Annotated in this window: 25 protein-coding genes; 8 read left to right on the top strand and 17 right to left on the bottom strand. The window is 62.4% G+C overall.

Going from position 1 to position 25,124, the window contains the following annotated elements:
* Positions 1-76: 76 nt before the first annotated feature.
* Both QQL79_RS04115 and QQL79_RS04110 read left to right on the top strand, forming a co-directional pair.
* The gene (locus QQL79_RS04115; protein ID WP_284388185.1) at positions 77-2,416 is read left to right on the top strand and encodes an ATP-dependent helicase; all 2,340 of its coding nucleotides are present in this window, start codon (positions 77-79) and stop codon (positions 2,414-2,416) included.
* A gap of 29 nt (positions 2,417-2,445) precedes the next feature.
* A complete protein-coding gene (locus tag QQL79_RS04110) occupies positions 2,446-2,763 on the top strand; it encodes a heavy metal-binding domain-containing protein (protein ID WP_284388182.1) in 318 nt (105 codons plus the stop codon).
* Positions 2,764-2,790: 27 nt separating this feature from the next.
* Here the strand turns inward: QQL79_RS04110 and QQL79_RS04105 are convergent, their stop codons facing one another.
* The 4 genes from QQL79_RS04105 to QQL79_RS04090 form a co-directional block, all read right to left on the bottom strand.
* Positions 2,791-3,183 (bottom strand): DoxX family protein, encoded by a 393-nt coding sequence (locus tag QQL79_RS04105; RefSeq protein ID WP_284388180.1) that lies wholly within the window; start codon positions 3,181-3,183, stop codon positions 2,791-2,793.
* 75 nt (positions 3,184-3,258) lie between these two features.
* Entirely contained in the window at positions 3,259-3,549 is a 291-nt protein-coding gene (locus tag QQL79_RS04100; protein ID WP_284388178.1) for a putative quinol monooxygenase, read from the bottom strand.
* 4 nt (positions 3,550-3,553) lie between these two features.
* A complete protein-coding gene (locus QQL79_RS04095) occupies positions 3,554-4,051 on the bottom strand; it encodes a DUF6985 domain-containing protein (protein ID WP_284388176.1) in 498 nt (165 codons plus the stop codon).
* A gap of 100 nt (positions 4,052-4,151) precedes the next feature.
* On the bottom strand, positions 4,152-4,613 hold the full coding sequence (locus QQL79_RS04090; protein WP_284388174.1) for a DUF5680 domain-containing protein: 462 nt from the start codon (positions 4,611-4,613) through the stop codon (positions 4,152-4,154).
* Positions 4,614-4,717: 104 nt separating this feature from the next.
* On the opposite strand from QQL79_RS04090, the gene QQL79_RS04085 reads away from it, so the two are divergent.
* Positions 4,718-5,602 carry a 50S ribosomal protein L11 methyltransferase gene (locus QQL79_RS04085; RefSeq protein ID WP_284388171.1) on the top strand — a complete coding sequence of 295 codons (885 nt, stop codon included), beginning with the start codon at positions 4,718-4,720 and terminating at the stop codon, positions 5,600-5,602.
* Positions 5,603-5,745: 143 nt separating this feature from the next.
* On the opposite strand, the gene QQL79_RS04080 is transcribed toward QQL79_RS04085, so the two are convergent.
* Positions 5,746-5,877, bottom strand: a complete 132-nt coding sequence (locus QQL79_RS04080; protein WP_262166763.1) for a hypothetical protein — start codon at positions 5,875-5,877, stop codon at positions 5,746-5,748.
* 204 nt (positions 5,878-6,081) lie between these two features.
* Here QQL79_RS04080 and QQL79_RS04075 point away from each other — a divergent pair, with 204 nt between their 5' ends.
* Entirely contained in the window at positions 6,082-7,902 is a 1,821-nt protein-coding gene (locus QQL79_RS04075) for an aminopeptidase P family protein (protein WP_284388166.1), read from the top strand.
* 270 nt (positions 7,903-8,172) lie between these two features.
* On the opposite strand, the gene QQL79_RS04070 is transcribed toward QQL79_RS04075, so the two are convergent.
* Complete coding sequence (locus QQL79_RS04070) at positions 8,173-9,066, bottom strand: LysR family transcriptional regulator (protein ID WP_284388164.1); 894 nt, start codon at positions 9,064-9,066, stop codon at positions 8,173-8,175.
* A gap of 96 nt (positions 9,067-9,162) precedes the next feature.
* Here QQL79_RS04070 and QQL79_RS04065 point away from each other — a divergent pair, with 96 nt between their 5' ends.
* On the top strand, positions 9,163-9,957 hold the full coding sequence (locus QQL79_RS04065) for an SDR family NAD(P)-dependent oxidoreductase (RefSeq protein ID WP_284388162.1): 795 nt from the start codon (positions 9,163-9,165) through the stop codon (positions 9,955-9,957).
* A 14-nt stretch (positions 9,958-9,971) separates the two neighbouring features.
* On the opposite strand, the gene QQL79_RS04060 is transcribed toward QQL79_RS04065, so the two are convergent.
* The 8 genes from QQL79_RS04060 to ftsZ all read right to left on the bottom strand — a co-directional run bounded on the left by QQL79_RS04060 (position 9,972) and on the right by ftsZ (position 20,307).
* Complete coding sequence (locus QQL79_RS04060) at positions 9,972-10,469, bottom strand: hypothetical protein (protein ID WP_284388160.1); 498 nt, start codon at positions 10,467-10,469, stop codon at positions 9,972-9,974.
* Between the two features lie 127 nt (positions 10,470-10,596).
* Positions 10,597-11,064, bottom strand: a complete 468-nt coding sequence (locus QQL79_RS04055; protein ID WP_284388158.1) for a DUF3828 domain-containing protein — start codon at positions 11,062-11,064, stop codon at positions 10,597-10,599.
* A 17-nt stretch (positions 11,065-11,081) separates the two neighbouring features.
* A complete protein-coding gene (locus tag QQL79_RS04050) occupies positions 11,082-12,365 on the bottom strand; it encodes a hypothetical protein (RefSeq protein WP_284388156.1) in 1,284 nt (427 codons plus the stop codon).
* 24 nt (positions 12,366-12,389) lie between these two features.
* The gene (gene ligA, locus QQL79_RS04045; RefSeq protein ID WP_284392815.1) at positions 12,390-14,591 is read right to left on the bottom strand and encodes an NAD-dependent DNA ligase LigA; all 2,202 of its coding nucleotides are present in this window, start codon (positions 14,589-14,591) and stop codon (positions 12,390-12,392) included.
* Between the two features lie 166 nt (positions 14,592-14,757).
* Positions 14,758-16,428 (bottom strand): DNA repair protein RecN, encoded by a 1,671-nt coding sequence (recN, locus tag QQL79_RS04040; RefSeq protein ID WP_284388153.1) that lies wholly within the window; start codon positions 16,426-16,428, stop codon positions 14,758-14,760.
* Positions 16,429-16,638: 210 nt separating this feature from the next.
* Entirely contained in the window at positions 16,639-17,484 is an 846-nt protein-coding gene (locus QQL79_RS04035) for an outer membrane protein assembly factor BamD (protein ID WP_284388152.1), read from the bottom strand.
* Positions 17,485-17,574: 90 nt separating this feature from the next.
* Entirely contained in the window at positions 17,575-18,531 is a 957-nt protein-coding gene (lpxC, locus tag QQL79_RS04030) for a UDP-3-O-acyl-N-acetylglucosamine deacetylase (protein WP_284388151.1), read from the bottom strand.
* 111 nt (positions 18,532-18,642) lie between these two features.
* Positions 18,643-20,307 carry a cell division protein FtsZ gene (ftsZ, locus tag QQL79_RS04025; protein WP_284388149.1) on the bottom strand — a complete coding sequence of 555 codons (1,665 nt, stop codon included), beginning with the start codon at positions 20,305-20,307 and terminating at the stop codon, positions 18,643-18,645.
* A 217-nt stretch (positions 20,308-20,524) separates the two neighbouring features.
* Here ftsZ and QQL79_RS04020 point away from each other — a divergent pair, with 217 nt between their 5' ends.
* The 3 genes from QQL79_RS04020 to QQL79_RS04010 all read left to right on the top strand — a co-directional run bounded on the left by QQL79_RS04020 (position 20,525) and on the right by QQL79_RS04010 (position 22,666).
* Entirely contained in the window at positions 20,525-20,983 is a 459-nt protein-coding gene (locus QQL79_RS04020; RefSeq protein WP_284388147.1) for a VOC family protein, read from the top strand.
* Positions 20,984-21,186: 203 nt separating this feature from the next.
* Complete coding sequence (locus QQL79_RS04015; protein WP_284388144.1) at positions 21,187-21,990, top strand: nucleotidyltransferase domain-containing protein; 804 nt, start codon at positions 21,187-21,189, stop codon at positions 21,988-21,990.
* 40 nt (positions 21,991-22,030) lie between these two features.
* Positions 22,031-22,666, top strand: a complete 636-nt coding sequence (locus QQL79_RS04010) for a LysE family translocator (protein WP_284388143.1) — start codon at positions 22,031-22,033, stop codon at positions 22,664-22,666.
* A gap of 34 nt (positions 22,667-22,700) precedes the next feature.
* On the opposite strand, the gene QQL79_RS04005 is transcribed toward QQL79_RS04010, so the two are convergent.
* From QQL79_RS04005 to ftsA, 3 genes are all read right to left on the bottom strand, one after another.
* The gene (locus QQL79_RS04005; RefSeq protein ID WP_284388141.1) at positions 22,701-23,279 is read right to left on the bottom strand and encodes an NADPH-dependent FMN reductase; all 579 of its coding nucleotides are present in this window, start codon (positions 23,277-23,279) and stop codon (positions 22,701-22,703) included.
* A 129-nt stretch (positions 23,280-23,408) separates the two neighbouring features.
* The gene (locus tag QQL79_RS04000; RefSeq protein WP_284388139.1) at positions 23,409-23,792 is read right to left on the bottom strand and encodes a winged helix-turn-helix transcriptional regulator; all 384 of its coding nucleotides are present in this window, start codon (positions 23,790-23,792) and stop codon (positions 23,409-23,411) included.
* A 29-nt stretch (positions 23,793-23,821) separates the two neighbouring features.
* Positions 23,822-25,120, bottom strand: a complete 1,299-nt coding sequence (ftsA, locus tag QQL79_RS03995; RefSeq protein ID WP_284388136.1) for a cell division protein FtsA — start codon at positions 25,118-25,120, stop codon at positions 23,822-23,824.
* Positions 25,121-25,124: the final 4 nt, after the last annotated feature.

Here is a 25,124-nt window from a genome sequence, read left to right as displayed (position 1 = left end):
CCGTGAACAAAATAAGATTCGATCTCATCCCCACGGTGCCGCCAGAGCTCGGCGCGACGTGACGGAAAGGCCATAGATGCCCGGCAACGCCCACAATACCGAACGCCCGCCTGCCGGGTCGATCACCAGCCAGTTCGGCCGGCGCGAGACGCCTGACTACCTCACTGGCCTCAATGAGGAGCAGCGGCTTGCGGTGGAGACGACCGATGGTCCGCTGCTGGTGCTGGCCGGCGCCGGCACAGGCAAGACGCGCGTGCTGACAACGCGCATTGCCCACATCATCAATACCAATCGCGCCTGGCCGTCCCAAATTCTGTCGGTGACCTTCACCAACAAGGCGGCCCGCGAGATGAAGGAGCGGATCGAGAAGCTTGTTCCCCGGCTAGAGGCCATGCCCTGGATGGGCACGTTCCACTCCATCGGCGCCCGCATCTTGCGCCAGCATGCCGGCCTGGTGGGTCTGACGAGCACCTTCACCATCCTCGATACCGACGATCAGATCCGGCTGATCAAGCAATTGCTTGAGGTCGAGAATATCGACGAGAAGCGTTGGCCTGCCAAGCAGTTCGCCGGCATGATGGATGCCTGGAAGAACAAGGGCCTGTTGCCCAAGGACGTTTCGCCGGCCGAAAGCGGCGGCTACGCCAATGGCCGCGGCGCCAAGCTCTATGCCGATTACCAGGCCCGCCTGAAGGTGCTCAACGCCGCAGATTTCGGCGACCTGCTGCTCGAGTGCATCCGCCTGTTCAAGGAACACCCCGACGTTCTGGCCGAATTCCACCGTAAATTCAAATACATGCTGGTCGACGAATACCAGGACAGTAACGTCGCCCAGTATCTCTGGCTACGGCTTCTCGCGCAGGGAAAACCGGCCTCCGAAGCCAATATCTGCGTCGTCGGCGACGACGATCAATCCATCTATGGCTGGCGCGGCGCCGAGGTGGACAATATCCTGCGCTTCGAAAAGGATTTCCCGGGCGCCAAGGTGATCAAGCTCGAGCGCAATTACCGCTCGACCTCCAATATCCTCAAGGCCGCTTCCAATCTCATCGCCTTCAATGAAAGCCGCCTCGGAAAAACCCTGCAGACCGATGTCGGCGAAAAGGGCGAGCTGGTTTCCGTCACCCAGGTGTGGGATTCCGAAGAGGAAGCCCGCACAGTCGGCGAAGAGATCGAGCAATATCAGCGCGCCGGCGACAGCCTCAACTCCATGGCGATCCTGGTCCGCGCCTCCTTCCAGATGCGCGAATTCGAAGAGCGCTTCATCACACTGGGGCTGAATTACCGCGTCATCGGCGGCCCGCGCTTTTACGAGCGCAAGGAAATCCGCGATGCCATCGCCTATCTGCGCCTTGTCGCACAACCGGCCGACGACCTGGCTCTCGACCGCATTATCAACACCCCCAAGCGCGGCCTTGGAGACTCGACGGTCCAGTTGCTGCACAGCGCGGCCCGCGCGGCTAACGTACCGCTGCTCTCCGCCATCCGCATGCTGGTCGAAACCGAGGAACTCAAGCCCAAACAGCGCACAACCTTGCTCAGCCTCGTTTCCCAGTTCGATGACTGGGCGTTCCACGCCCAGACCTTGAAGCCCTTTGAACTGGTCGAACGAATTCTCGAGGAGAGCGGCTATACCGACATGCTCAGCGCCGACAAGTCGCTCGAGTCGGAGGGACGCAGGGAAAACCTCAAGGAACTCAGCCGTTCGATGGAAGAGTTCGACACGCTCGGCGGCTTCCTCGAACACATCGCCCTGGTGATGGATCGCGACAGCACCGAGGCGAGCGATGCCGTCACCATCATGACCCTGCACGGGGCCAAGGGTCTGGAATTCAACACCGTTTTCCTGCCCGGCTGGGAGGAAGGCACCTTTCCCAGCCAGCGCTCGATGGATGAAAGCGGCCGCGCCGGGCTCGAGGAGGAGCGGCGCCTGGCCTATGTCGGCATCACCCGCGGCCGCAAGCGCGTGCGCATCTCTGCGGCCCAGAACCGGCGCATCCATGGGCTCTGGCAATCGGCCATTCCCTCGCGCTTCCTCGATGAATTGCCAGCCGATGCGGTTGAGGTCACCGATACCGGCTCCTCCTATGGCGGCTATGGCTATGGTGGCGGTGCCAGCAGCCGCTTCAACAAGGCCGATCCGTTCGAAAGCGTCTATGAAACCCCCGGCTGGCAGCGCGCTCGCGCCCAACAGGCCAACCGCAAAGGCAGCGGCCCCCTCACCATCGATGGCGATCTGGTCGCCCGGTCGGTCGACCTGGGCAATGACAAATCGGCCTTCGGCTTCGGCGAGCGGGTGTTCCACCTCAAATTCGGCTATGGCGCAATTGCCGGGATCGAAGGCAATAAGCTGACCATCGACTTCGAAAAAGCCGGACGGAAAAAGGTGCTGGACAGCTTTATCAAGAAGGGCTGAGGCGGCACAGGCCATATGAGGAGAATTGCATGATCATCAGCACGACGCCCACCCTGGAAGGCCGCCCAATCCGGGAATATCTTGGCATTGCCACCGGCGAAGTCATCGTTGGCGCCAATATTTTCAAGGACTTGTTCGCCGGCATTCGCGACATTGTCGGCGGCCGGGCGGGCGCCTATGAATCGACGCTGCGGGATGCCCGTCGCGAGGCCTTCAACGAGCTGGAATCCGAGGCCGAACGCATGGGAGCCGATGCGGTGGTGGGCGTCGATATCGACTATGAAGTGGTCGGCCAGGGCGGCTCCATGCTGATGGTGTCGGTATCCGGTACCGCCGTCAGGTTCTAGGCCGCCCCGGGGATTGCCCCGTCACCGTCAGGCAATGCCGAACCGCGTGGGGGCATAGGCCGCGACGCCCTTGCGGACGGCGTTTTGTGTGGCCCAGGACGTGATCAGCAGCACGAAGCTCACCACGGCGGGAACAAAGCCGGGATCGCCCGCGCCGACATGCGCCGTGAAGGCCAGCAGCAGATGGTAGAAGCTGCCGGCATAGGCAAGCTGAGCCAGCCAGATCGGGCGCCGCACCAGCAACGCCGCCACGGCCAATAGCTTGATCGGCACCAGCAAATAAGGGAGATAGCCGGGGTAACCGAAGCCGATAAAGGTCTCCTGCACCGCGGTCATGGAGAAGGTGTAGAAAGCAGCGCTGCCCAAATAGACGAGGCAGACCAAGCCTGTGCTGATCCAGTAAACAAGTTTCACTGCCATGCGCCATCTCCCCGCGATTTGGCAAACTCTAGCAATCTCTGCCCGCCGGTACCAGTCGGGTGGCTATCGCTACTGTCAGACCCCAATTCCGCCAAGCGGCTCGGTCGCGAAATAGTCCCCGAACCCGGCAATCATCGGCTTGGCCCTGGCTATGGTTGCCTGCACATGGGGCAGTTGCAGGGAGGCGGCGTGGCTCTCCTTGCTGTCCCAGACCTCGGTGATCCAGATACCATCCTCGCTCGCCGGATCGCGGGCTATGACATAGCTGATGCAGCCGGGCATGGCGTCATTGCCCTCCAGCATGATCGCCAGCAATTCCTCGCGTTTGCCGGGCGCCGCCAGCATCTTGCCGATGAGACCATGCATGACTTCACCCTAACTCATTGAGACGCGTGGTAAATTTTGGATCCGTCGCCGCATAGACAACATCGGCCAAGCTATCGTCGGCATAGGCATTTGTGTTGGTGACATGCCCGTCATAGCCGCCAACCTTGGTAAGCGTCGTGCCATTGCGCCAGACCAGCATGAGGCCGTGCTCTTCTTCCCAGCCGCAATTGGCTTCCATGACGACGTACCAATTGTCATCGCCGCGGCGGCCCTTGGTTAAATTGATCTCGCCGGGGCGGACATAATCCCAGATATCGGCCGGGGTCTCCGGGATGCCCATCTCCTCGTCCATCCAATCCTCGCCGCCAACGGCCTGGTGGTAGTCCTTGTAATACGCAAAGACATGGCGCGAATCCGAAATGCGGTCTTCCGGCGTCAGCGTGAGAAACGCTGCCAAGGCCGCAGCGGCTCCTGCCTCGCTCGTATCGGCATCCGCGAATGTCGTGAGTTCGGCATTGTCGAAATATGGAACTTTGAACATCAATATCTCCATGGCTAGGCGGTCATATGGTCAATGACGATAATGGTAACCGCGTGACATCCCGCCCCCACCTGCGAGAGACGCCGAATATCAATCAGCCCTAGGGCTTGATCAGTCCGCCGCTATAGCGAAGTCCATAAGCCTTTGTTCTCTCACAATAAATTTCCTCTTCACCGGAAAACAGCTCGACCCCACCCTCCGACTTATCCACGTATTCCCCGTAAGCGCCCAGCCAGCGAAATCCGCCGAGAAACCGGCCCTCGGCATACATGGCCGATAAAGCCGCCTTGATGGTCTCGCCTGCCCGCACTGCGTCGATCAGATCGGGGCGGAGGATGAAGCCATGGTAATTCATGGCCCAGACCGGCTCGGAATCGAGCCATACCGTCTCCTGGCCCAGAAAGTCCGTGCCGCCGAAATAGCTGTCGCGATAACGCCAAGCCCCCTGCGACCAGACAAGATCATACGAACCCTGCCGGCTCGACGCGGTCTTTTCTCCGCCGCCGACATAGCTGGCCTGTTTGGCGGCCACGATCACCGTGTTCAGCGCCTTCAAATTCATGACTCGCCCTCCGAAACAAACCATGAACATGGCACTCTGGAAAGTCAAGAAAATCGTGCCGCATTGACTTGTCCGAGGCCCTGCCCCAACAAGGGGCCAATCAAATGAAAGCGCCGCCCATGCCCGTCGACCAGCTCTCCGCCCCGCTCACCAAGGAACAGGCCTATGCCCTGGTCGATGCAGTGATGGAACGGGACGACCTGGCGCTGACCGCCTCGGCGCATGAGAATGAAGAGACCGGCGAATGGTTCTTCGAGGCCACCTGCGACAGCCCGCCCGATCTTGAATCATTTTCTGAACTTGCCCGGCAAACCCTTGGCGGCGCTGTCGATTTTTCCGTTGCGCCGATCGATCCGGAAATCAACTGGGTTGCCAAATCGCTGGAGGGGCTGGCCCCGGTCATTGCCGGCGGCTTCTATGTCTATGGCAGCCACGAGACCGGCCCCATTCCCGGCGGGCTGACGGCCATGCGGATCGATGCGGCCCAGGCCTTCGGCACCGGCCATCACGAGACGACGACGGGGTGCCTCGAAGCCATCGACAAGGTGCTGAAGCGCCGCCGTCCGCGGGTTCTGCTCGATGTGGGAACCGGCACCGGAGTATTGGCCATCGCGCTGGCGAAGCGCCTGCGCCTGCCGGTTATCGCCAGCGATATCGACCCTATCGCTGTCAAGACGACCCTTGAAAATGCTGAACAAAATGGCGTCGGCAAGTTCATCATCGGCATCGAGGCGACGGGCCTGACCAACCCCACCATTGCGGGCAATGCCCCCTATGACCTGATCGTCGCCAATATTCTGGCCGGACCGCTGACGGCGCTGGCGCCGGCCATGGGCCGGGTGGCGCAGCGGGGCGCGACGATCATCCTGTCGGGGATTCTGGAGCATCAGGCGCGCGGCGTGATCAACGCCTATCAGCGTCAGGGCATGATCCTGACCGAGAAATTGCAGCGCAAGGACTGGACCACGCTGATCCTGCAAATGCGTTAGCAGGCATTCGCATTTGCTCGCCGGATGCTAGCAGACTGTTAGCACCGGCAGGAGCATCGAGCCGCTTTAGTGAGCGGAAAAGCAAAATCCCCGAACTTGCGTCCGGGGATCAACAGAATCGTCAGCAGTAAACTGCAGCGGCCTTACGGGCGCTTGGTAAATGCGCCGATCAGCTGATGCTGCATGCGATAGCTGACCTGTCGGCTCGACTCGCGGCCACGGGCGTCGATGACGGCTCCCAGTGCCTTGCGGAAATCGTTCTTGCTCTCGGTCATTTCAGTCTCCATGCATGCCGACGATCTATTGCCGCCGACAGGAGCTTATCTAGTGCTTCCCCCATGCTTTGGTTAGGGGGCTAACGGCAAGCCAGCCATGCCCGTTTCGCAAGTCCCGTTACTATCCCGTTAATTTGCCGTTCAGACTTCGCGCCGCGCCAACCTCTCGTTAAGATGTTGCATGAGCCGATCAGGGACGACGCTATGACAGACCAGACTTTTCCGCCCGCCATCTTCCAGAGTTTTGAGGAAAAGGCCGACCCGAAAAACGTCGCGCCGCGACTCAAGGCCCTGCGGGCGGCCATGGAGAAGGCAGGGGTCGACGGCTTTCTCGTGCCGCGGGCCGATGCCCATCGCGGCGAGTCGGTGCCGGCCAGCGAAGCGCGGCTGGCCTATGTGACCGGTTTTACCGGCTCGGCCGGCGTCGCCATTGTCGGCAGGAAGAAAGCCGGGCTCTTCGTCGATAGCCGCTATACGCTGCAGGCCCCAGCCCAGACCGATACGGCCAAGGTGACCGTGCATGAAGCGTTGGGCGGGCTGCCGGCCGAAATCGGCGACTATGTGCCCAAGGGCGGCACCATCCGCTATGACCCCTGGCTGCATACCCCGGGGGAAATCCGCGACCTTCAGGCCAAGCTGGGCAAGCGCGCCAAGCTAGTGCCCGGCGCCAATCTGGTCGACGCCATCTGGGCCGACCGGCCCCGAGCGCCGGTAAGCGCCATCGAGGTGCTGGGCCACAACCGGGCCGGCAGGACCGCGCAGGACAAGATTGCCGATATCCAGGCGAGCCTCGACAAGGACGGCGCCGATGCGGCTGTGCTGACCCTGCCGGAATCGATCTGCTGGCTGCTCAATATCCGCGGCCATGATGTGCCCAATACACCCTTCGTGCTGGGCTTTGCGGTTCTGCCGCGCAAGGGACTGCCCTCGCTCTATCTCGACCCGGCCAAGATCACCCCGGAGCTGGAAAAGGCCCTAAACGGCGTGGCCACGATCGTCAGCAGCAAGGCCCTGCCCGCGGCCCTGGCCAAGTTGGGCAAGGGCAAGAAGACCGTGCTGATCGACCCGGCTTCGGCCCCGGAGGCCGTTGCGTCGGCACTCAAGCAAGCGGGCGCGGCCCTGATCGAAAAGCGCGACCCGGTCTTGCTGCCCAAATCGCGCAAGAACGAGGCGGAACTGGCCGGCATGCGCGAGGCACACAAGCTCGATGGCGTGGCGCTGGCAAAATTCCTCGCCTGGTTCGACGGCAATGCCCCTTCGGGCAAACTGACCGAAATCGGCATCGTCACGGCGCTCGAAGCCTTCCGCCGCGAAGACGAAACCTGCGTCGATGCCAGTTTCGACACGATTTCGGGCGCCGGCAGCAATGGCGCCATCGTGCATTACCGGGTGACGGAGAAGACCGATCGGGTCTTGCAACCCGGTGAATTGATGCTGGTGGATAGCGGCGCCCAATATCTGTCGGGCACCACCGACATTACCCGCACCATGGCGACCGGCCCGGCCACGGACGAACAGCGCGACCGCTTTACCCGGGTGCTCAAGGGCATGATCGCCATTTCCATGGCCCGCTTCCCCAAGGGCACCTCGGGCGCCCAGCTCGACGTGCTGGCCCGGCAATTCCTGTGGCAGGATGGGGTGACCTATAATCACGGTACCGGGCACGGCGTGGGCGCCTATCTTGGCGTGCATGAGGGGCCGATCGGCATTTCCCCGCGCTATACGCTGCCGCTCGAAGCTGGGAACGTGATTTCCAACGAGCCCGGCTATTACAAGACCGGCGAATACGGCATCCGCATCGAAAACCTGATTGTGGTGGTGGAGAGCGCCAGCGCGCCTGGATTTTTGGAATTCGAGACGCTGACGCTCGCTCCGATCGATACCAGGCTGATCGATGTGGCGATGCTGACCACGGGTGAGCGGGATTGGCTCAATGCCTATCACCAGCGGGTGTGGTCGGAAATCGGGCCGGTTGTGGCTGGTGTGGTGAAGGACTGGTTGAAGGGGGCGACGGCAGCGATTTGAGGCTTGGGGGCTCTCGTCGCCCCTCCCCGGCCCTCCCCATCAAGGGGAGGGTGCCGTTCGGTGGGTGGGGAGGAGTTGTGCCAATCACCCGGCAATTGTGGCTCTAACTACAGCACCCCAAACCATCACCGCCGCTTCCCTCGGGCTTGACCCGAGGGGCTTTCTCAGTCCGGCGCAAGCGGCGAATGGCCCTCGGGTCGAGCCCGAGGGAGGCGATTGTGGGTGGGAGAAATTTTCCCGCCTCGCAACTACCCCTGCCGTCCCGGCCACCTACGATCGATACCGCAGCGCCTCGACCAGGGCGGCCAGGGCGGGCGTTCGCTGTCGCCTTGCCGGATAATAGAGGTGATAGCCCGGTGAGGGCGGGCACCAGTCCTCAAGGCACCGGATCAGCCGGCCGCTGCGCAAATGCTGCTCCACCTGGTCCTCGAACATATAGGCCAGCCCCTGGCCGGCCAGCGCTGCTTGCTCGACAACAATGCCGTCATTGACCGTCAGCGCGCCATCGACCTTAACATCGAGCGGCTGGCCGTTTTCCCAGAAGCGCCAGCGGAAAATATTGCCCGCGCTGGCCATGCGAAAATTGATGCAATCGTGCTGGACCAGATCGCGCGGGTTCTTCGGCTTGGGATAGCGGTCGAAATAGTCCGGCGTGGCCACCACGGCGGCGCGCGATGGCGGGCCGATGGGCACGGCGACCATATCTTTTTCGACTTGCTCGCCGAACCGGATGCCTGCATCAAACCCGCCGGCGACAATATCGACAAAGGCATGGTCGACGAAAATCTCCACCCTGACGCGCGGATAGGCCAGGCGGAAGCCAGTCAGCGCCGGCAACAGCATGGCCAGGGCCGGATGGAGAATCGTGGTGAGGCGGATGGAGCCCGATGGCGTATCGCTTGTTTCGGCAAGCATGCGCATTTCGGCGTCGATATCGGCAAAGGCCGGTTGCAGCTTGTCCAGCAGGCGCTGCCCCGCTTCCGTGGTCCGCACGCTCCGCGTGGTGCGCGCGAGCAGTTTATAGCCCAGGCGCTGCTCGAAATTGCTGATCGTCTGGCTGAGCGTTGCCTGCGACAGACCGAGCCGGATCGCTCCACGCGTAAAGCTCTGCTCCTCGGCTACCGCGAGGAATGCCGCCAGGTCGCTCAGGTCATCGCGCCGCATTCATAGATCCTGCCTATAAGCCAAATCACATTATTCAGTCTAATGGAAAACCGGGCCGCCTCCTATCTCCCTTTCATCATCGTTAGGAGAGCTGACATGCCCAATCGCACCCCTTCCACCGCGCTTATCACCGGCGCGTCCTCCGGCATCGGCGCTGCCTATGCCCGGCGCCTGGCCGCCCGCGGCTATGATCTTGTTCTCGTCGCCCGCCGTGCCGACCGGCTTGAAACCCTGGCGGTCGAGCTGACCAAGGAATTTGGCATAGAGGTTCGGCCTGTTATCGCCGATCTGGCTACCCATGCCGGCACCGCCCAGGTCGCAGAAATCCTCGCCTCGGATACATCGATCGACATGCTGGTCAATAATGCGGGCATCTCGCGCCTCGGCGCGACCATGGACCTGTCCCCCGCGGCCCTTGATGACATGGTCGCCCTCAACATCACCGCCCTTACCCGGCTGTCTCGCGCCGCCCTGCCCGGCTTTGTCGCGCGCAATCGCGGCACCATCGTCAATATCGGGTCGGTTCTGGCGTTTCGCGCCATGCCCATCGCGTCGGTCTATAGCGGCACCAAGTCCTATGTCCTGCTGTTCACAAGCGGGTTGCAGGAGGAGCTGAAGGACACCGCTATCCGGGTACAGGCCGTGCTGCCTGCCGGTGTCGCCACCGAAATCTACGACGGCACAATCCTGCCGCTCGACCAGATTCCACCCGAACTGGTGATGCAGGTCGATGCAATGGTCGATGCCGCCCTTGCCGGACTCGATAGCGGGGAACTCGTCACCCTGCCCTCGGTGAGCGACCTTGAGCTGCTGTCGCGCTACACGTCCGCCCAGGCCGACCTCTTCTCAGCCAGCCAAACCGGACGGCCCGCAGCGCGCTATGGCGTTTGAAGAGGCGCCTTGGCTCAATATCCGTATGGATCGGCGGTGAGGGCCCAGCTCAGCAGCCAATGGTCTTCGCTGCCCATGGAGGCGACGTCGTCGACCAGCCAATTGCCGTCCTGACGCACCATGGCGATGCTGAGCAGGCGCGGGTGATCGAAATTATGGTAGCTGACATTGATGACGGAGCGGTCGTCGAGCGTCGCCGGCTCACCGATCGAGAGATCGAACAACAGGGCGCTGGCATCGGGCAGGAAGGGATTGAACACCGCAGCGGGCGTGAATTCCTGCCCCGCCATGGCCTGGTCATTGCTGAAAACCTTGTTTTCGACGGCCTGATCGAACAGCAACTTGAGGCGCGGCGAATAATATGCGGTCGGATCGCCGGCCTGCTGGCCGGGGCCATAGCCGGCGAAAATAGCAGTGACCAGCGCCTTTGGGTCGCTGAACGTATCCGCTGCCTGCCCTGCCGCCATGGGTAGCAGCAGCCCCAATGCCAGAACACCAATCGCCAACCGCATCGTCTTTGCCTCTTCGTCTCGATGTTCCAGGGCTAGCGGCCGGTCGCGGCGCAGTCGTGATCGAGCCGTGGCCGATTTGCGGCGGCGAGATTAACTTTTGGCAAGGCGCGCAACCCGATTAATCGCCCTAGTTGGCGATGCTCGCCGCTTCGGTGAAAATTTCGCTCAGGCGGTATTGGTTTTCCGGATTGGTGGAAACGACATCGTCGATCCGCCAGCCGCCATTTTCGAACACCAGATCATAGACCAGGTGCTGGGGCTGATCGAAATTGCGGAAATTAACGTCGACAATGGCAGTGTCGCCATCGATCTGCGGTTCGCTGAATGTGAGGTCGGTCAGGTCGAAATCCTGGCCATCGATATAGGGATCAAAGCTGAGCGCGCCCATCTCCCCGGCCGGCGTCGAGGCGGCGTCGGCATCGTAGAGCGCCTGCAGCGCCGAGGAGCGGAACGAAGACTCGTCCTCATAGAATTCGCCCGAAAAATAGGGCTCGTAGAACGCCTCGAGCAAATCCTGTGGCGTGTCATAGGTCTGCGCGGCAGCCAGGCTGCCGAGGGCGAGGAAAAGGCTCGCGGCCAAGGGGACAAGACGCATGAACATTCTCCGGGGGCTCAGTTGAACCAGAAGGCATAGTTGAACCAATTGGTGCCCAGCACGCGATTGGCCTCCGCAAAGCTCGCGGCATCGGCAATCGGCCCCTCCTTGAGATAGGGCAAGGCGCCCGAACCGGTGAGGATCATGACCAGGTCGGTGCGCGTCGCCGTCTCAAAATAGGCTTTGACATCAAAGCCCTGCTTGAAACGCCAATGGGGCACCAGCAGCTTGCCGTCGAGCACTTCGTCCACGGTGTCGAGCGTGGCCATCCAGGCATCGACAACCTCCTGGGTGACAGGCATGCCGGGGAACAGCGAGGTTTGCTTGGGCGACGGAACCAGTTCGCGATTGTCGTCGGTCTCGGCCAGGATCGCCTCCCAATTCTTGCGGGAGAGCGCGGTGATGGATTTGAGCCGGACCAGCACGCCCGCCAGGCGCTCGACATCGGTCACCGGGAAGTTCAGCGTGTGGATGGCGGCGATGATATCGGCAATGCCGGTATCGCTTTCCGGGTCCATGAACAGCATGCCGCCGCTCGAATAATCCTGCATGGGCAGGCCGGATTTGGGGAAGACGCGGTGCAGGTAGGCGTTAAAGAAGTCAGAGAAATCATGGGCCAGCAGCAAATCCACCGGCGCCGCCACGACCTGCGAATAGCCGGCGAACCAGATGGCGTCGGCGTGATCGAACCCGATCGTGGTATCGAGGGGTGCCGGCGCATCGCCCTTGGTCTTGCCGCCGGGCGGCGGGCCATCGGGGGCAGGAATATCGGTGAATTCGCCCATCGAGCCGATCAGCGCACCGAGCGTCTCACCCTCGCCGGCTTGTCCGTCGCCGTTGAAATCGATCCGCACCTTGAACGGGTCGATGGCGATGACATAGTCGCCTTCCCCGCCGGCGAGTTCGAAAGCGGTTCGCGCTCGATCGAGATCATCCAGGAAATCGGTAAGGACGGTGCGCAGCCCCTCATAGGTCAGCGGCTCGGGGTTGGGATTGGCCGGGATGCTTTCGACGCCCATGTTCAACCCGAGCAGCATGGCTGCGGGAGAGGTGCCGGGCGTGGTCGCGCCATACCGATAGAGATCCTGCGCCAGACCTTCATAAGCCGTGACGAATTTCAGCAGGCCAAGCGCGAAACACCCCTCCTGATCGGGGGCATCGCAGGCGCGGCCCGCATCGGCGAGACCTTCGGCCGCCGTGCCGGCATAGAGATGCTCGATCAGCGCATCGCCCGCTTCCCCCGCCACGGCCGGAGCAGCCAGGGCCAATAGTGCAACTGCCGCCAGAATATTGCGCTTCATCGTCTCTCCCTTCGATGAGCCGCGCTATCTGGCGACCCGCTCGAACCACTCGTCTTCGCTGATCACCTCGACGCCCAGCTCTTCAGCTTTCTTGAGCTTGGAGCCGGCGCCGGGACCGGCCACCAGAATATCGGTCTGCGCCGATATCGACCCGGCAACCTTGGCGCCCAGCCGTTCGGCCATAGCCTTGGCTTCCGATCGTGTCATTTTTTCGAGAGAGCCGGTGAACACCACCGTCTTGCCGGCAATGACACTGTCGGCCGATACGTTCACCACATAGGGCTTGGGATGAACCTGGCGCAAAAGCGCCTCGATCACATCGTCATTGCGCTCATTGCCGAAGAAATCGACCAGCGCCTCGATGACCGTGCCCCCGATGCCGTCAACCGAAGGAAAGACGCTGTGCGGGTCGGCGGCCGCTGCCGTTTCCTTGCCGACCCGGATCAGTTCCTCCATCGTCGAAAACGTCCGCGCCAGCACGGCCGCGGTGGTTTCTCCGATATGGCGGATGCCCAGGGCGAAGATGAAGCGATCGAGTTCGGGCTCGCGCCGCGCATCGATCGCGGCAAAGAGTTTGTCGAGCCCCTCATAATTGCGGTCCTCGACGCCGCGGACATTCTTGCGCGTCTTGCCCGAAGCCGCCTCGCGCTGGCGCGCCTGTTCCTCGCGGCGCGCGGCCAGCGCGCGCTGCACATCGCTCCGGCGGTCCTTGAGGGTGAAGATATCGGCGGCGGTCTTGACCAGCCCGGCATTGAAGAACAGGTCAATATTCTCGGCGCCCAGCCCCTCGATATCCATGGCGCCACGCGACACGAAATGGCGAAGCCGTTCCACGGCCTGTGCCGGGCAGATCAGCTCTCCGGTACAGCGCCGACGCGAATCTTCCTTGCCGGTCTTTTCGTTGATTTCCCGCGTGGCGGGCGAACCGCAGACCGGGCATTCGTGCGGGAATTCATAGGGAACCGCGTCGGCGGGCCGCTTTTCCCGCACCACGCGAACGATCTGGGGAATAACGTCCCCTGCCCGCTGGATGACGACGGTATCGCCAATGCGGATATCGATGCCTTCGCGGATCGGCAGCCCATTGCTGTCGAAGCCCTTGATATAATCTTCGTTGTGCAGCGTGACGTTTTCCACCACCACGCCGCCCACCGTTACCGGCTCCAGCCGCGCCACGGGCGCCAGCGTGCCGGTGCGGCCGACCTGGATGTCGATCTTCTTGACCACGGTGCTGGCCTGTTCGGCCGGGAATTTGTGGGCTACCGCCCAACGCGGCTCGCCGGTCACGAAGCCCCAGCGGCGCTGCAATTCGAGCTGGTCGACCTTGTAGACCACCCCGTCAATGTCATAGCCCAGTGACGACCGCTGCTCCTCGATAAGGCGATACTGCGCGATAAGCTCGTCCACCGATTTGGCGCGCACCATCAGCGGGCTGACCTTGAACCCCCATTCGGCGAATTTCTGCACGGCATCATACTGGGTCGGCGCCGGGTCCTGGGTGGTGGCGCCCCAGGCATAGGCGAAGAACTTGAGATTGCGGCTGGCGGTAACCGAGGCATCCTTCTGGCGCAGCGAGCCGGCAGCGGTATTGCGCGGATTGACATAATCCTGCCCGCCCGCAGCCGCCGAGCGCGCCTTGAGCGCCTGGAACTCGGCATAGGTCATGTAGACCTCGCCGCGAATTTCGATGCTTTGCGGCCAATCCGAGCCGTTGAGCTTTTGCGGAATATCCGAAATGGTCTTGAGATTGGCGGTAATATCCTCACCCACAGCGCCATCGCCGCGGGTCGCGCCCTGCACGAACACGCCATCCTCGTAGCGCAGCGAAGCCGAGAGGCCATCGATCTTGGGCTCGGCGGTGAAGGCGATTTCCAGACCCTCGTCGCGCTGGAAGAACCGGCGGCCCCGCTCCAGAAAATCGACCACATCCTCGTCCGTATAGGCCTTGGCCAGGCTCAGCATCGGCACGGCATGGCGCACCTTGGCAAACCCCTCGGCGGGCGGCGCGCCGACCGACATGGAAGGGCTGTCCTCACGCACCAGATGGGGAAAGGCTTCCTCGATGGCGTCATTGCGCCGGCGCATCGCATCATAATCGGCGTCGGTGATCTCCGGCGCGTCCTTCTGGTGATAGGCGATGTCGGCTTGGGCAATAGCCGCGGCAAGGCGAGCCAGCTCGGCATCGGCCTCCGGCTCGGTGAGTTCGTCGACGGGTTTGATGGACAGGTCGGTCATAGCATCACTCAGAATACACGGCACCACTACTTTAGCGCGGAGTCATTCCCGCGAAAGCGGGAACCTCCGTTTTACAGCAGCAAGAAACAGAGGTTCCCGCTTTCGCGGGAATGACACTGTGGGAAACAACTCTCAGCAGCCGGGAGGAAGCGGATCCCTACCCCACTTCGCTCAACAGTTTGCTGGCGGCAGCTCTGGCTTCGTCGGTAATGCTGGCGCCGGCCAGCATGCGGGCGACTTCTTCCTTGCGGGCGGGTGTGTCGAGCGGTTTGACATGGGTGCGCACGAAAGCGCCCTCCTCCACGGCCTGCTTTTCGATGAGCAGATGACGCTGGGCGCGGGCGGCAACCTGGGGAGCGTGGGTGACGGCCAGCACCTGCACCTTGCCGGCAAGACGCGAGAGGCGCCGGCCGATGGCATCGGCAACGGCGCCACCAACGCCCGTGTCGATTTCGTCGAAGATCAGGACAGGGGCGGAACCGCGATCGGCAAGCACCACCTTGAGGGCCAACAGGAACCGGCTGAGTTCGCCACCCGAGGCCACCTTGAGCAAGGGACCGGCGGCGGTGCCGGGATTGGTCTGCACATGGAAGGCGATCTGATCGAACCCGGCGGCTGCGATGCGGTGCTTGTCGACCTGGTGATCGACAATGAATTTGGCCGAACCCAGCTTGAGATCGGGCAATTCGGCGCCGACCGCCTTGCCCAGCGCCGTGGCGGCCTTGGTGCGCCCCGCGCTCAGCGTTTCGGCGGCCTTGCGATAGGCTTCCATCGCCTTGGCCTCGGCCGCCGTCAGGGCCACTAGCTTGGCCTCGCCATTCTGCAGGGTTTCAAGATCGGCAGTGTATTTGGCCAGCACGTCGACCAGCCCTTCAGGCGTCGTCTGGTGCTTGCGGGCGGCGGCGCGCAGGGAGAACAGGCGCTCCTCCACGGCCTCAAGCTCGCCCGGATCATAGGCCATTTCGCGCTTGAGCTCTTCAAGCGCCTCCCCGGTGCGGTCCAACGCGATCAGCGATTGATCGAGGGCATCGACAATGGGCTGGAACTGGGCCGCGCCGCCATCGATCTTGCGCAGGAGCCGGCGCATCAGGGCCGCCAGAGCCGGCGCCGGGGCCGAGGGCCCATTGAGGATTTCATCGGTCTCGGTGACGTCGGCAGCCGACTTCTCGGCCTGCTGCAATTGCTGGCGGCGCTCGGCCAGCTCATCTTCCTCGCCGGCCACCAGCTTGAGCTTGCTCAATTCGTCGACCGTGTGACGGGCATATTCCTCGGCGGCGAGGGCTTCGGCCACCAGAGCCTTCTGTTCGGCAACGGCTTCCTGGGCCTCGGTCAGCGCCTGCCAGGCGTCGCGAACGGCCATAACCGGCCTTTCCAGCTCGCCAAAGGCATCGAGGGCCGCACGATGGGTCGCCACATCGACCAGCGCCCGGTCGTCATGCTGGCCATGGATTTCAACAATCTGGCTACCCACGCGCTGCAGCAGCGCGGCCGACACCGGCTGGTCGTTGATGAAGGCGCGAGTGCGGCCATCGGCAAATTGCACGCGGCGCAGGATGATGTCTTCATCATCGGGGATGGCATTGTCGCGCAGGGCGGCGCGGGCCGGATGATCCTGCGCCAATTGCAGCACGGCCACCACCTGCCCGCTCTCGCAACCGGTGCGGACCAGGGACGCATCGCCACGCCCACCCAGGGCCAGGGTCAGCGAATCGAGGAGAATGGACTTGCCGGCGCCGGTCTCGCCGGTCAGCACGGTCATGCCGCCATCCAACGCGAGATCGAGCTGATCGATCAGGACGATGTTGCGAACCGAAAGCGCGTTCAGCATGCGCGGGACTTCCCAAAGTGCACATCGGTCGGGCGCCCGGTGGACAACCCCGTCTAGTTTACTCCCGCCACATCGTTCCCGCGAAGGCGCGAATCCCTGTTTCACACAGGAAGCAGAACGAGGCAGTGGATATTTGCCACGTGTTCGACGTCACAAATAGAACGGGGCGCACCTTAGCGCGCCCCGGAACAAAATAGCAACATCTATTGTCTAGCGGCGGGCAGCGGCCAGCCAGCTACCAGTGTTCATCTCGGGCGCAAGGCCCTGTTTGCCCAGCAGCGCGAAGGCTTCCTTATACCAGGAACTGGTCGGGTAATTGTGGCCCAGAACCGCAGCGGCCGTCTTGGCTTCGTTGACCAGGCCCAGCAGCAGATAGCCCTCGGTCAGGCGGTACAGCGCCTCTTCGATATGGGTCGAGGTCTGATACTGCTCGACAACCGTGCGGAAGCGATTGATGCCGGCCAGATACTGGCCATTGCCGAGATAGTAGCGGCCGACCGACATTTCCTTGCCGGCGAGCTGATCGAAGGCAACCAGCAGCTTTTCCTTGGCGTCCTGGGCATATTCGGACTTGGGATAGTTCGAGATGATCAGGTTGTAGGTGTCGATGGCGTCACGCGACAATTGCTGGTCGCGGGTGATGTCCTTGATCTGGCCGAAATAGGAATTGCCCTTGAGATAGAGCACATAGGCCACGTCCTTGCCGTTCGGATAGACGGCCAGGAACCGGTCGGCGGCCAGAATGGCTTCCGAGAAGCGGCCGATTCGGTAATTGGCATAGACCTGCATCAGCTTGCCCTTCTCGCTCAGGGCGGAAGTGGGATGCTGACGCTCCAGCTTTTCGAGATGGCCGATGGCCGTGACGTAGCGCTGCTGGTCCATGTTATCCAGCGCCTGCTGATAGAGCGCCTCGGCCGGAATGATCGGCTCTTCCCGGTTCTTGGGCGGCCCGAACAGGTTAAAGCCCGAACAGCCGGCCAGCACCAGGACCAGAAAGCCAACCGTCAGGAACCGCGCGGCCCGGCTGGTGAAACCACCAATAGCATCAACTGTCACGAACTGCCCCGTCTCTCTCAGGTAACCGCTGTCTGCGGCGTAGTTAGCAAATGGTTCAAAACTGTGGCGCGCGCCAGAACCCGGCAGGGATCAGCGCACGGACCGCAGGTAATGATTGATCTCTAACCCATCGGGCTGGTCGTCGAAAGCCTCGAATTCGAGCGGAAGATCTTCCGCATTGACGATTTCATAATTGGCTTCGCTGGAAAACAGCCCTGTCAACACATGTGCGTTAAGCGCGTGGCCGCCCTTATAGGAGCGGAAACGGCCCCAGATCGGCAGGCCGCCCAGCGACAGATCGCCGATGGCATCGAGCAGCTTGTGGCGCACGAACTCGTCTTCGTAGCGCAGCCCGCCCGGATTGAGGATGCGATCCTCATGCAGGGTGATGGAATTATCGAGGCTGGAGCCAAGGGCATAGCCGGCCTGGCGCAGGATCTTGGCATCGCGCACGAAACCGAAAGTGCGGGCGCGCGAAATATCCTCGTAATAGCGGCGCGGCGTCCAATCGAAGATCATCCGCTGGCGGCCGATGACCTTGGAGTCGAAATCGATCTCGAGGTCGAACGAGCGGCCATTATAGGGCTCGAGCGCGGCAAAGGCATCATTATTGCGCACGGTGACGGCGCGCATGATCTTGAGGAATTTGCGCTGTGCCGGCTGGATTTCGAGCCCGACCCGCAGGATCGCCTCGGCAAAGGGGCGCGCGCTGCCATCGAGAATGGGGCATTCCCCCCCATCCAGCGTGATGAGTGCATTGTCGACGCCCATGCCCGACAGGGCCGAGGTGACGTGTTCGATGGTCGCAACGCTGAGGCTGTCGCCCAGATCGAGCGTGGTGCAGAGCGTGGTGCGGGCCACGCGCGAAAAATGCACCGGAACGGGGGGCGTGGTGCGGCCTTCGCCAAGCTCGCGGCAGATCAGCAAGCCGCTATCGGCCGCAGCCGGGCTCAGCGTCAATGTGACGGGCTGGGCGCTGTGAACGCCGTAGCCCGCGAACGAGATCGGCGCCGCTAGGGTACGCTGGCGCGTCGTTAGTTTTTGCATACTAGAAATTACTCCGACCCCAGCCCGGGACGACCGGCGACACCATTATCCAAAAAAAACTCGGTGCGGAAGCCGCACCGAGTCACGTTTCACAAATCCGTCAGCAGGGCATTAACCGTGCTTGCGAAGGAATGCTGGAATCTCAAGATGTTCTTTTTGAGGCGCCGGGGCCGGCTGGCGGCCATGCAGGTCGAGATTGCCCTGGGCTCCACCAGCCTGGGGCGCAACCCGCGAAGTCCTTGCCGGACCGGCCTCAATCGCGCTGCGAGCCGCGGCATCGTCGGCGTTGGAATAGGCCGGCTCGTCGCGTTCGGCAGGCTGGGACTGGCCCAGATTAAGCCCGACATTGGAGGCCAGGCGCTTGAACAGGGCCCGGGCATTGCGCGGCTCGGCATCCGGACGTTCCTGCTCCTGCTGTGACCGGCGAGCAACAACCGGAAGCTCCTCGGTGCGCGGCATGCGGCGCTGTCCATCAGGACGGGCGGCATGGGACGGCACGTAAACGCTGGGCACGGGCTCGTCCTGAACCATGGACGGCTCATCGGCATCGTGGATCGAGTCGGCGGCCGGGATATAGGGCTCGACGAAGACACCGTCGTCTTCATGGCCATAGCTCGGGGCAGGATTGTCGAAGGTGATGGCTTCGGCAACGGCGGCCTCGACCTGATGCTCGATAGCCTGGCTCACGGCCGGGGTGGCAATGGCAGCGCGCTCGGCGGCAGTGCGGGTCGGCTCAACAGGCACATGGCGGCGCACTTCGAGCGGTGTGCGCGAAGCATGCGGCTTGGCCGGCTCAAGCGCCTGAACCATGGTGGCATCGGTGCCGGTGGCAACCACCGAGACGCGGATCGTGCCGGTCAGGCCCGGATCATAGGTCGCGCCCAGGATGATGTTGCAATCGGGATCGACTTCCTCGCGGATGCGGCTGGCTGCTTCATCGACTTCATAAAGGGTCAGGTCCGGGCCGCCGGTGATGGAGATCAGCAGGCCACGGGCGCCTTGCATCGAGACATCGTCAAGCAGCGGATTGGCAATGGCGGCCTCGGCGGCGTGGCGGGCACGATCTTCGCCCGAAGCTTCGCCCGTCCCCATCATCGCCTTGCCCATGCCGCGCATCACGGCGCGCACGTCGGCGAAGTCGAGGTTGATCAGGCCTTCCTTGACCATCAGATCGGTGATGCAGGCAACGCCCGAGAACAGCACCTGGTCGGCCATGGAGAAGGCGTCGGCAAACGTCGTCTTTTCATTGGCGACGCGGAACAGGTTCTGGTTGGGGATGACGATCAGCGTATCGACATGGCGATGCAGCTCATCAATGCCATCTTCGGCCAGGCGAGCGCGGCGATTGCCTTCGAAATTGAACGGCTTGGTGACCACGCCAACGGTGAGAATACCCTGCTCGCGAGCAGCGCGGGCCACGACGGGGGCAGCGCCGGTGCCAGTACCACCACCCATGCCGGCGGTGATGAACACCATATGGGAGCCGGAGAGGTGATCGTTGATCTCGTCCCAGCTTTCCTCGGCCGCAGCGCGACCGACTTCCGGGTGCGAACCGGCGCCGAGGCCCTCGGTAACACCGACGCCGAGCTGAATGATGCGCTGCGCCTTGGAGAGCGCGAGAGCCTGCGCATCGGTATTGGCGACCACGAAGTCCACACCATCGAGGCCGGATTCGATCATATTGTTAACGGCGTTACCGCCGGCGCCACCGCAACCGAATACGGTGATGCGGGGCTTGAGTTCCTGAATATCCGGGATGGTGAGGTTGATGGTCATGAATGGCCCCATACTGGCTTGATTGGTTAAGGTTTACCCCCCAATTCGTTAACCGCGTCCTAACAATTGTCTCACCGGTGTTAACGTGAACGCAAAATGCGACACCAACCAAACCGGCATTGGCGGGTTGTTAACCAAGCCGGCTGCGCGGCCGGTTGACATATATAACCAAACACGCTTATAACAAAATGGTTATGCAAAACCGAGGAGACCTGACATGACTTCCATTATGCCCTGCCTATGGTTCGACAACCGCATCGACGAGGCCATCGAATTCTACACGACCACCTTCAAGTCGGCCAAAGTGCACGAGGTAACCCACCAGGACCCCAATGGCCCTGCCTTCACCGCCGTCATCGAGCTTGAGGGGCATAAATTCATGCTGCTCAACGGCGGACCGGAATTCAAGTTTACCGAAGCGGTATCCTTCATGATCGATTGCGCCGACCAGGCCGAAGTGGACTATTTCTGGAACCGGTTCACTGCCGATGGCGGCGCGGAAAGCCAATGCGGCTGGTGCAAGGACAAGTTTGGCCTGTCCTGGCAGGTTGTGCCCAAGCAGATTTACGAGACGGTGATGGGCAAGGACCCGGCGGGCTCGCAACGGGCAATGCAGGCCATGCTCAAGATGGGCAAGCTGGTGGTCGCCGATCTGCAGAAGGCCTATGCGGGCTAGGTTTGCAGTGTCGTCTCGTCCAGCGGCTCCCACCCACGATGTCATTCCCGCGCAGGCGGGAATCCATGCTTTCTTCTGCAACGGTTGAAGAGTGGATTCCCGCCTGCGCGGGAATGACGTTGTGGGTGGATGGCAGGCAGGCCGATTGATCCTAGCTGCTTTCCGCTCGATATGGTTCTCTCCCGCCAGCAAGGGAGAGGAATATGGACCAGCACGAGCTGATTGCCGCTGTCAAAGAGAAAATGGCAAACAAGGAAGCCGTTCGCGGCCTCTTTTTAGCAGGCAGCTTCGGCCGCGGGACGGACGACGAATGGAGCGACGTCGATCTGGTCGCCCTGGCCGCACCAGAGGATCATGCGGCCATCGCTGCCGATTGGCGGCAGACGCTGGACAGCATTATCCCCATCGTCTTCTGGCAGGAGTTGAACCGCGGCGGCACACTGCTCAACGCGGTTTCGGAAGACTGGCTGCGTTGCGACCTCAACATCGTCACGCCTGAAAATTTCGGCCGCCGCGCGAGGAACACGGTCAAGCCACTGGTGGATCGCGATGGGGTCTACGAGACCTTGCCCGATACACTGCCGTCCCGGCAGCCCGACAAGGGCACGGTCAGCTATCTCATTCACGAATTCATCCGCATGCTGGGATTGATGCCCGTAGCACTGGGGCGCCAGGAATATGTCACCATGGTCCTGGGCGTCGCCATGTTGCGCGGACATCTCGAAACTCTGCTGATGCAGGATGTGAGCAATCCCGATCCCGGCGGGATACTGCATCAGTCCAAGCTTCTGCCGCCCGAGCAGATGGATTTGCTCCGCTCCCTGCCCTATCCCGGACCGGAACGCGAAGCCCTGATTGCAGCCAACTTCGCCATTGCCCGCGAATTCATGCCGCGCGCCCGCGCCATGGCTCAGCGGCTTGATATTGTCTGGCCAGAGGTGTTTGAGGCGGCGACGCGGAAGCGTTTGGCGGCGATGCTGGGTGAAGAGGCCGGCCGGGCCTGGTGAGCGACATAAAGCAAAGCGCCAGGCGCTGATGGAGGAGACTATGCTGCAAGCATTCTTTATTGCCTGGCTCGGCGTCTGCGCGGCGCAGGCCTCCCCCGGGCCTAATTTGATGGCCGTTGCCGACGCGGCTCTAGGCCAGGGACGGCGACCGGCTTTGCTCGTTGTCACGGGCATCGCCACGGGGTGCCTAGCCTGGTCGTTGCTTACGGCACTGGGCCTTGGCGCTCTGTTCGAGGCCTATCCTTTCCTGCTGACCGTACTGAAATTCGCCGGTGGCGGCTATCTGCTCTATATGGGCATCCGCGCCTTGTGGTCGATCCGCAAGGGCCAGGGCATGACGATAACGACAGGCGCCGGCCAGCTTTCCAGCCTTGCGGCATGGCGGCGCGGCTTTGTAGTGGTGATGACCAATCCCAAGGCCGCGCTGATGTGGTCGGCAATCGCCACATTCCTGCTTGGTGCGGGCCTGTCGCAATGGCAGGTGCTGGCCTTCGGCCCCGTTGTCGCCATCACGGCGCTGACCATCTACGGCACCTACGGATTGCTGTTTTCGACCGGCATGGCGATGAGCGCCTATAATCGCTTCGCCCGCATCATCCAGGGCGTGTTCGGCCTGGCATTCGGCGCGCTGGGCGGCACGCTGGTATGGTCGGGCCTGCGCGATTTGCGGAGCTAGAGAGGGGCGGCAGCAGACCCGCCCCTCAGTCGTGCTAGGCGGCACGCGCCGTTCGCAGGGCCCGCGACCACCAGACGATATCGTCGAGAACCGGACCCGCCGTCTGGTCGAGATAGGGGAAATCGGCAAAGGTCTTGCCGTGCATGAGAAAGCCCATCATCTCGGTCATGCCGATATGGACCGCCTGCTTGAGCGTCGCCACATGCAATTCGGCCAATATGCCGCGCAGATGCTCCACGGCTCGTGAACCGCCCGTTGCGCCATAGCCGACAAAGCTCGCTGGCTTGCGGCCGAACTCGGGATAGATGGAGTCGAGCGCATTCTTGAGCGCGGCCGATATGCTGTGGTTATATTCGGCGGTCACGAAGATATAGCCGTCGAGGCTGGCGATCTTGTCGGACCAGCGCCGCACTTCCGGGTTTTCGGATGGGGCGAAGATCGGCGAGCGGTCTTCGGCGAATAGCGGCAAATCATAGTCCCGCAGGTCCACGATTTCAAAATCGGCGTCGTCGCGCTGGCGGGCGATATCGTAAAACCATTGGGCCGGCTTGTGGCCAAAACGCGCCGGGCGCGTCGTCCCGATAATGATCCCGATCCGGGGCTTGTCAGTCATGTCCATCCACTTTCATTCAAGACCTGGACGAGCGCCAGGACAGGTGAACGAAAGATAGGGACGTGCCTAAACCACGGACAAGGCGGCACATTTTGTAGCCAAGCGAACAAATTTGTTCGCCAGGCCGGCCTATTCGGCGGCGTCGAACCGCTGCCGCGACCGCTCGATGTCTTCGTGGTTCTTGAACCCCCAGCTGGCGAAATCCTTGACGGCCAGCAAGAGACTGCGACCGCGCTCGGTCAGCTCATATTCCACGCGCGGCGGCACGGCGGGATAGATTTCGCGCTGCACCAGCCCATCCCGCTCCAGCCGCCGCAGCGTCAAGGTCAGCATGCGCTGCGACAGAGCAGGCAAGGCCTTCTCGATGTCACTGAAGCGTTGCCGCCCGTCGCGCGAGAGGGTGCCCAATACGGGGCCGGTCCACTTGTCGCCCAGCGTGAACAAAATGTCCCAGCCCGGCCGGCAATTATCCGGCAGATGCGCGCCGCTACGCTTGTAGATCTGCTTGCTCATGCCACCAATGTAGGGCGAACAATCCGGTTTTAGAAGCTGGTGCGCAGCCAATTGCCGACGCGGGCAAAATAGCCGTCGGTGCCGGTCAGCCGGCCGCGGCCGCGGGGCTCGGCATATTCCTGGGCGCAAACCTGCGGATAGATCAGCATACCGGCGACGGTGGCGAAGGCGGCGCCCTTGGCCATCTCAGGCAGGCCGGCGATACCCATGGGGCGGCCATTGCGCACATTGCGCGCCAGCGTGCGGCGGGCGACTTCGGGCAGGCCGGTCATTTCGCTGGCGCCACCGGTGAGTACGAAGCGGCGGCCACAGACATCCATCATGCCGGTCGCCTGCATGCGGTCACGAATGGCGGTGAGAATTTCCTCGATGCGGGGACGCATGATGCGGGTGAGCACCGAACGGGCCACCTGCCCCGGCGCCTCGTCATGGGTGGCGCCCACGGGCTGGATGGCGATCATGTCGCGCTCGTCGGCCTGGCCGGGCAGCACCGAGCCATAGAAGGTCTTGAGGCGCTCGGCATCGGCCACGCTGACCGAAAGCTGGCGGGCGATATCGAGCGTCAGGTGATGGCCGCCAATGGCGATGGCGTCGGCATAGACCAGATGGCCGTCGTTGAAGACGGAAACCGTGGTGGTCGCGCCGCCAAAATCGATGCAGGCGACGCCAAGCTGGGCTTCGTCATCGACCAGGGTAGCAAGACCCGACGCATAGGGCGTGGCGATAAGGGCTTCGATCTGCAGGTGGCAGCGATGCAGCACCAGTTCGAGATTGCGCATGGCCAGCGTCTCGGAGCTGATCACGGCGACGTCGACGCCCAGCTTTTCGCCCACCATGCCCTTGGGATCGCGGATGCCCTTCTGGCCATCCAATGCGTAACCGATGGGTAACGCATGAATGATCGAGCGTTCCGGGCGAACCGAGCGTTCATTGACGGCGCGCAGCACGCGATGAATGTCGGCCTTTTCGACTTCCAGGCCATCGAGCGAGACCGCAGCGGAGAAGGTTTCCGAACCCAGGCGGCCGGCGGTGACATTGACGATGACGCTTTCGAGCGTCAGGCCTGCCGCACGCTCGGCCATGCCGACCACGGAGCGAATGGCATGCTCGGCCTTTTCGATATCGGTGACGACGCCGCTCTTGACCCCGGTCGAGGGGCCATAGCCGAAGCCGATGACTTCGGCCTGGTGCGAGCGGCCGCGCAGAGCCTTGCCCTCGGCGCGAGGGGTGAGGCGGGCAATGACACAGCAAATTTTGGTCGAGCCGATATCGAGGACCGCAACCAGAGTGGTTTTGCCGGGCTGGACGGGGCGCAGCCGAGAGGTCATGGCG

It is taken from the genome of Devosia yakushimensis (genome assembly GCF_030159855.1).
GTDB lineage: Bacteria > Pseudomonadota > Alphaproteobacteria > Rhizobiales > Devosiaceae > Devosia > Devosia yakushimensis.
Note: the sequence above shows the minus strand (reverse complement) of the source record. Positions and strands in the feature narration are given on the sequence as shown.

Coding starts and splice junctions, on each gene's coding strand:
- QQL79_RS04075 (WP_284388166.1), top strand. CDS start 6,082: ATGACAGACCAGACTTTTCCGCCCGCCATCTTCCAGAGTTTTGAGGAA.
- QQL79_RS04095 (WP_284388176.1), bottom strand. CDS start 4,051: ATGTTCAAAGTTCCATATTTCGACAATGCCGAACTCACGACATTCGCG.
- QQL79_RS04105 (WP_284388180.1), bottom strand. CDS start 3,183: ATGGCAGTGAAACTTGTTTACTGGATCAGCACAGGCTTGGTCTGCCTC.
- ftsA (WP_284388136.1), bottom strand. CDS start 25,120: ATGACCTCTCGGCTGCGCCCCGTCCAGCCCGGCAAAACCACTCTGGTT.
- QQL79_RS04110 (WP_284388182.1), top strand. CDS start 2,446: ATGATCATCAGCACGACGCCCACCCTGGAAGGCCGCCCAATCCGGGAA.
- QQL79_RS04015 (WP_284388144.1), top strand. CDS start 21,187: ATGGACCAGCACGAGCTGATTGCCGCTGTCAAAGAGAAAATGGCAAAC.
- QQL79_RS04065 (WP_284388162.1), top strand. CDS start 9,163: ATGCCCAATCGCACCCCTTCCACCGCGCTTATCACCGGCGCGTCCTCC.
- QQL79_RS04080 (WP_262166763.1), bottom strand. CDS start 5,877: ATGACCGAGAGCAAGAACGATTTCCGCAAGGCACTGGGAGCCGTCATC.
- QQL79_RS04000 (WP_284388139.1), bottom strand. CDS start 23,792: ATGAGCAAGCAGATCTACAAGCGTAGCGGCGCGCATCTGCCGGATAAT.
- QQL79_RS04055 (WP_284388158.1), bottom strand. CDS start 11,064: ATGCGTCTTGTCCCCTTGGCCGCGAGCCTTTTCCTCGCCCTCGGCAGC.
- QQL79_RS04060 (WP_284388160.1), bottom strand. CDS start 10,469: ATGCGGTTGGCGATTGGTGTTCTGGCATTGGGGCTGCTGCTACCCATG.
- QQL79_RS04005 (WP_284388141.1), bottom strand. CDS start 23,279: ATGACTGACAAGCCCCGGATCGGGATCATTATCGGGACGACGCGCCCG.
- QQL79_RS04020 (WP_284388147.1), top strand. CDS start 20,525: ATGACTTCCATTATGCCCTGCCTATGGTTCGACAACCGCATCGACGAG.
- ftsZ (WP_284388149.1), bottom strand. CDS start 20,307: ATGACCATCAACCTCACCATCCCGGATATTCAGGAACTCAAGCCCCGC.
- QQL79_RS04090 (WP_284388174.1), bottom strand. CDS start 4,613: ATGAATTTGAAGGCGCTGAACACGGTGATCGTGGCCGCCAAACAGGCC.
- QQL79_RS04085 (WP_284388171.1), top strand. CDS start 4,718: ATGAAAGCGCCGCCCATGCCCGTCGACCAGCTCTCCGCCCCGCTCACC.
- QQL79_RS04010 (WP_284388143.1), top strand. CDS start 22,031: ATGCTGCAAGCATTCTTTATTGCCTGGCTCGGCGTCTGCGCGGCGCAG.
- recN (WP_284388153.1), bottom strand. CDS start 16,428: ATGCTGAACGCGCTTTCGGTTCGCAACATCGTCCTGATCGATCAGCTC.
- QQL79_RS04100 (WP_284388178.1), bottom strand. CDS start 3,549: ATGCATGGTCTCATCGGCAAGATGCTGGCGGCGCCCGGCAAACGCGAG.
- QQL79_RS04050 (WP_284388156.1), bottom strand. CDS start 12,365: ATGAAGCGCAATATTCTGGCGGCAGTTGCACTATTGGCCCTGGCTGCT.
- lpxC (WP_284388151.1), bottom strand. CDS start 18,531: ATGCAAAAACTAACGACGCGCCAGCGTACCCTAGCGGCGCCGATCTCG.
- QQL79_RS04115 (WP_284388185.1), top strand. CDS start 77: ATGCCCGGCAACGCCCACAATACCGAACGCCCGCCTGCCGGGTCGATC.
- QQL79_RS04070 (WP_284388164.1), bottom strand. CDS start 9,066: ATGCGGCGCGATGACCTGAGCGACCTGGCGGCATTCCTCGCGGTAGCC.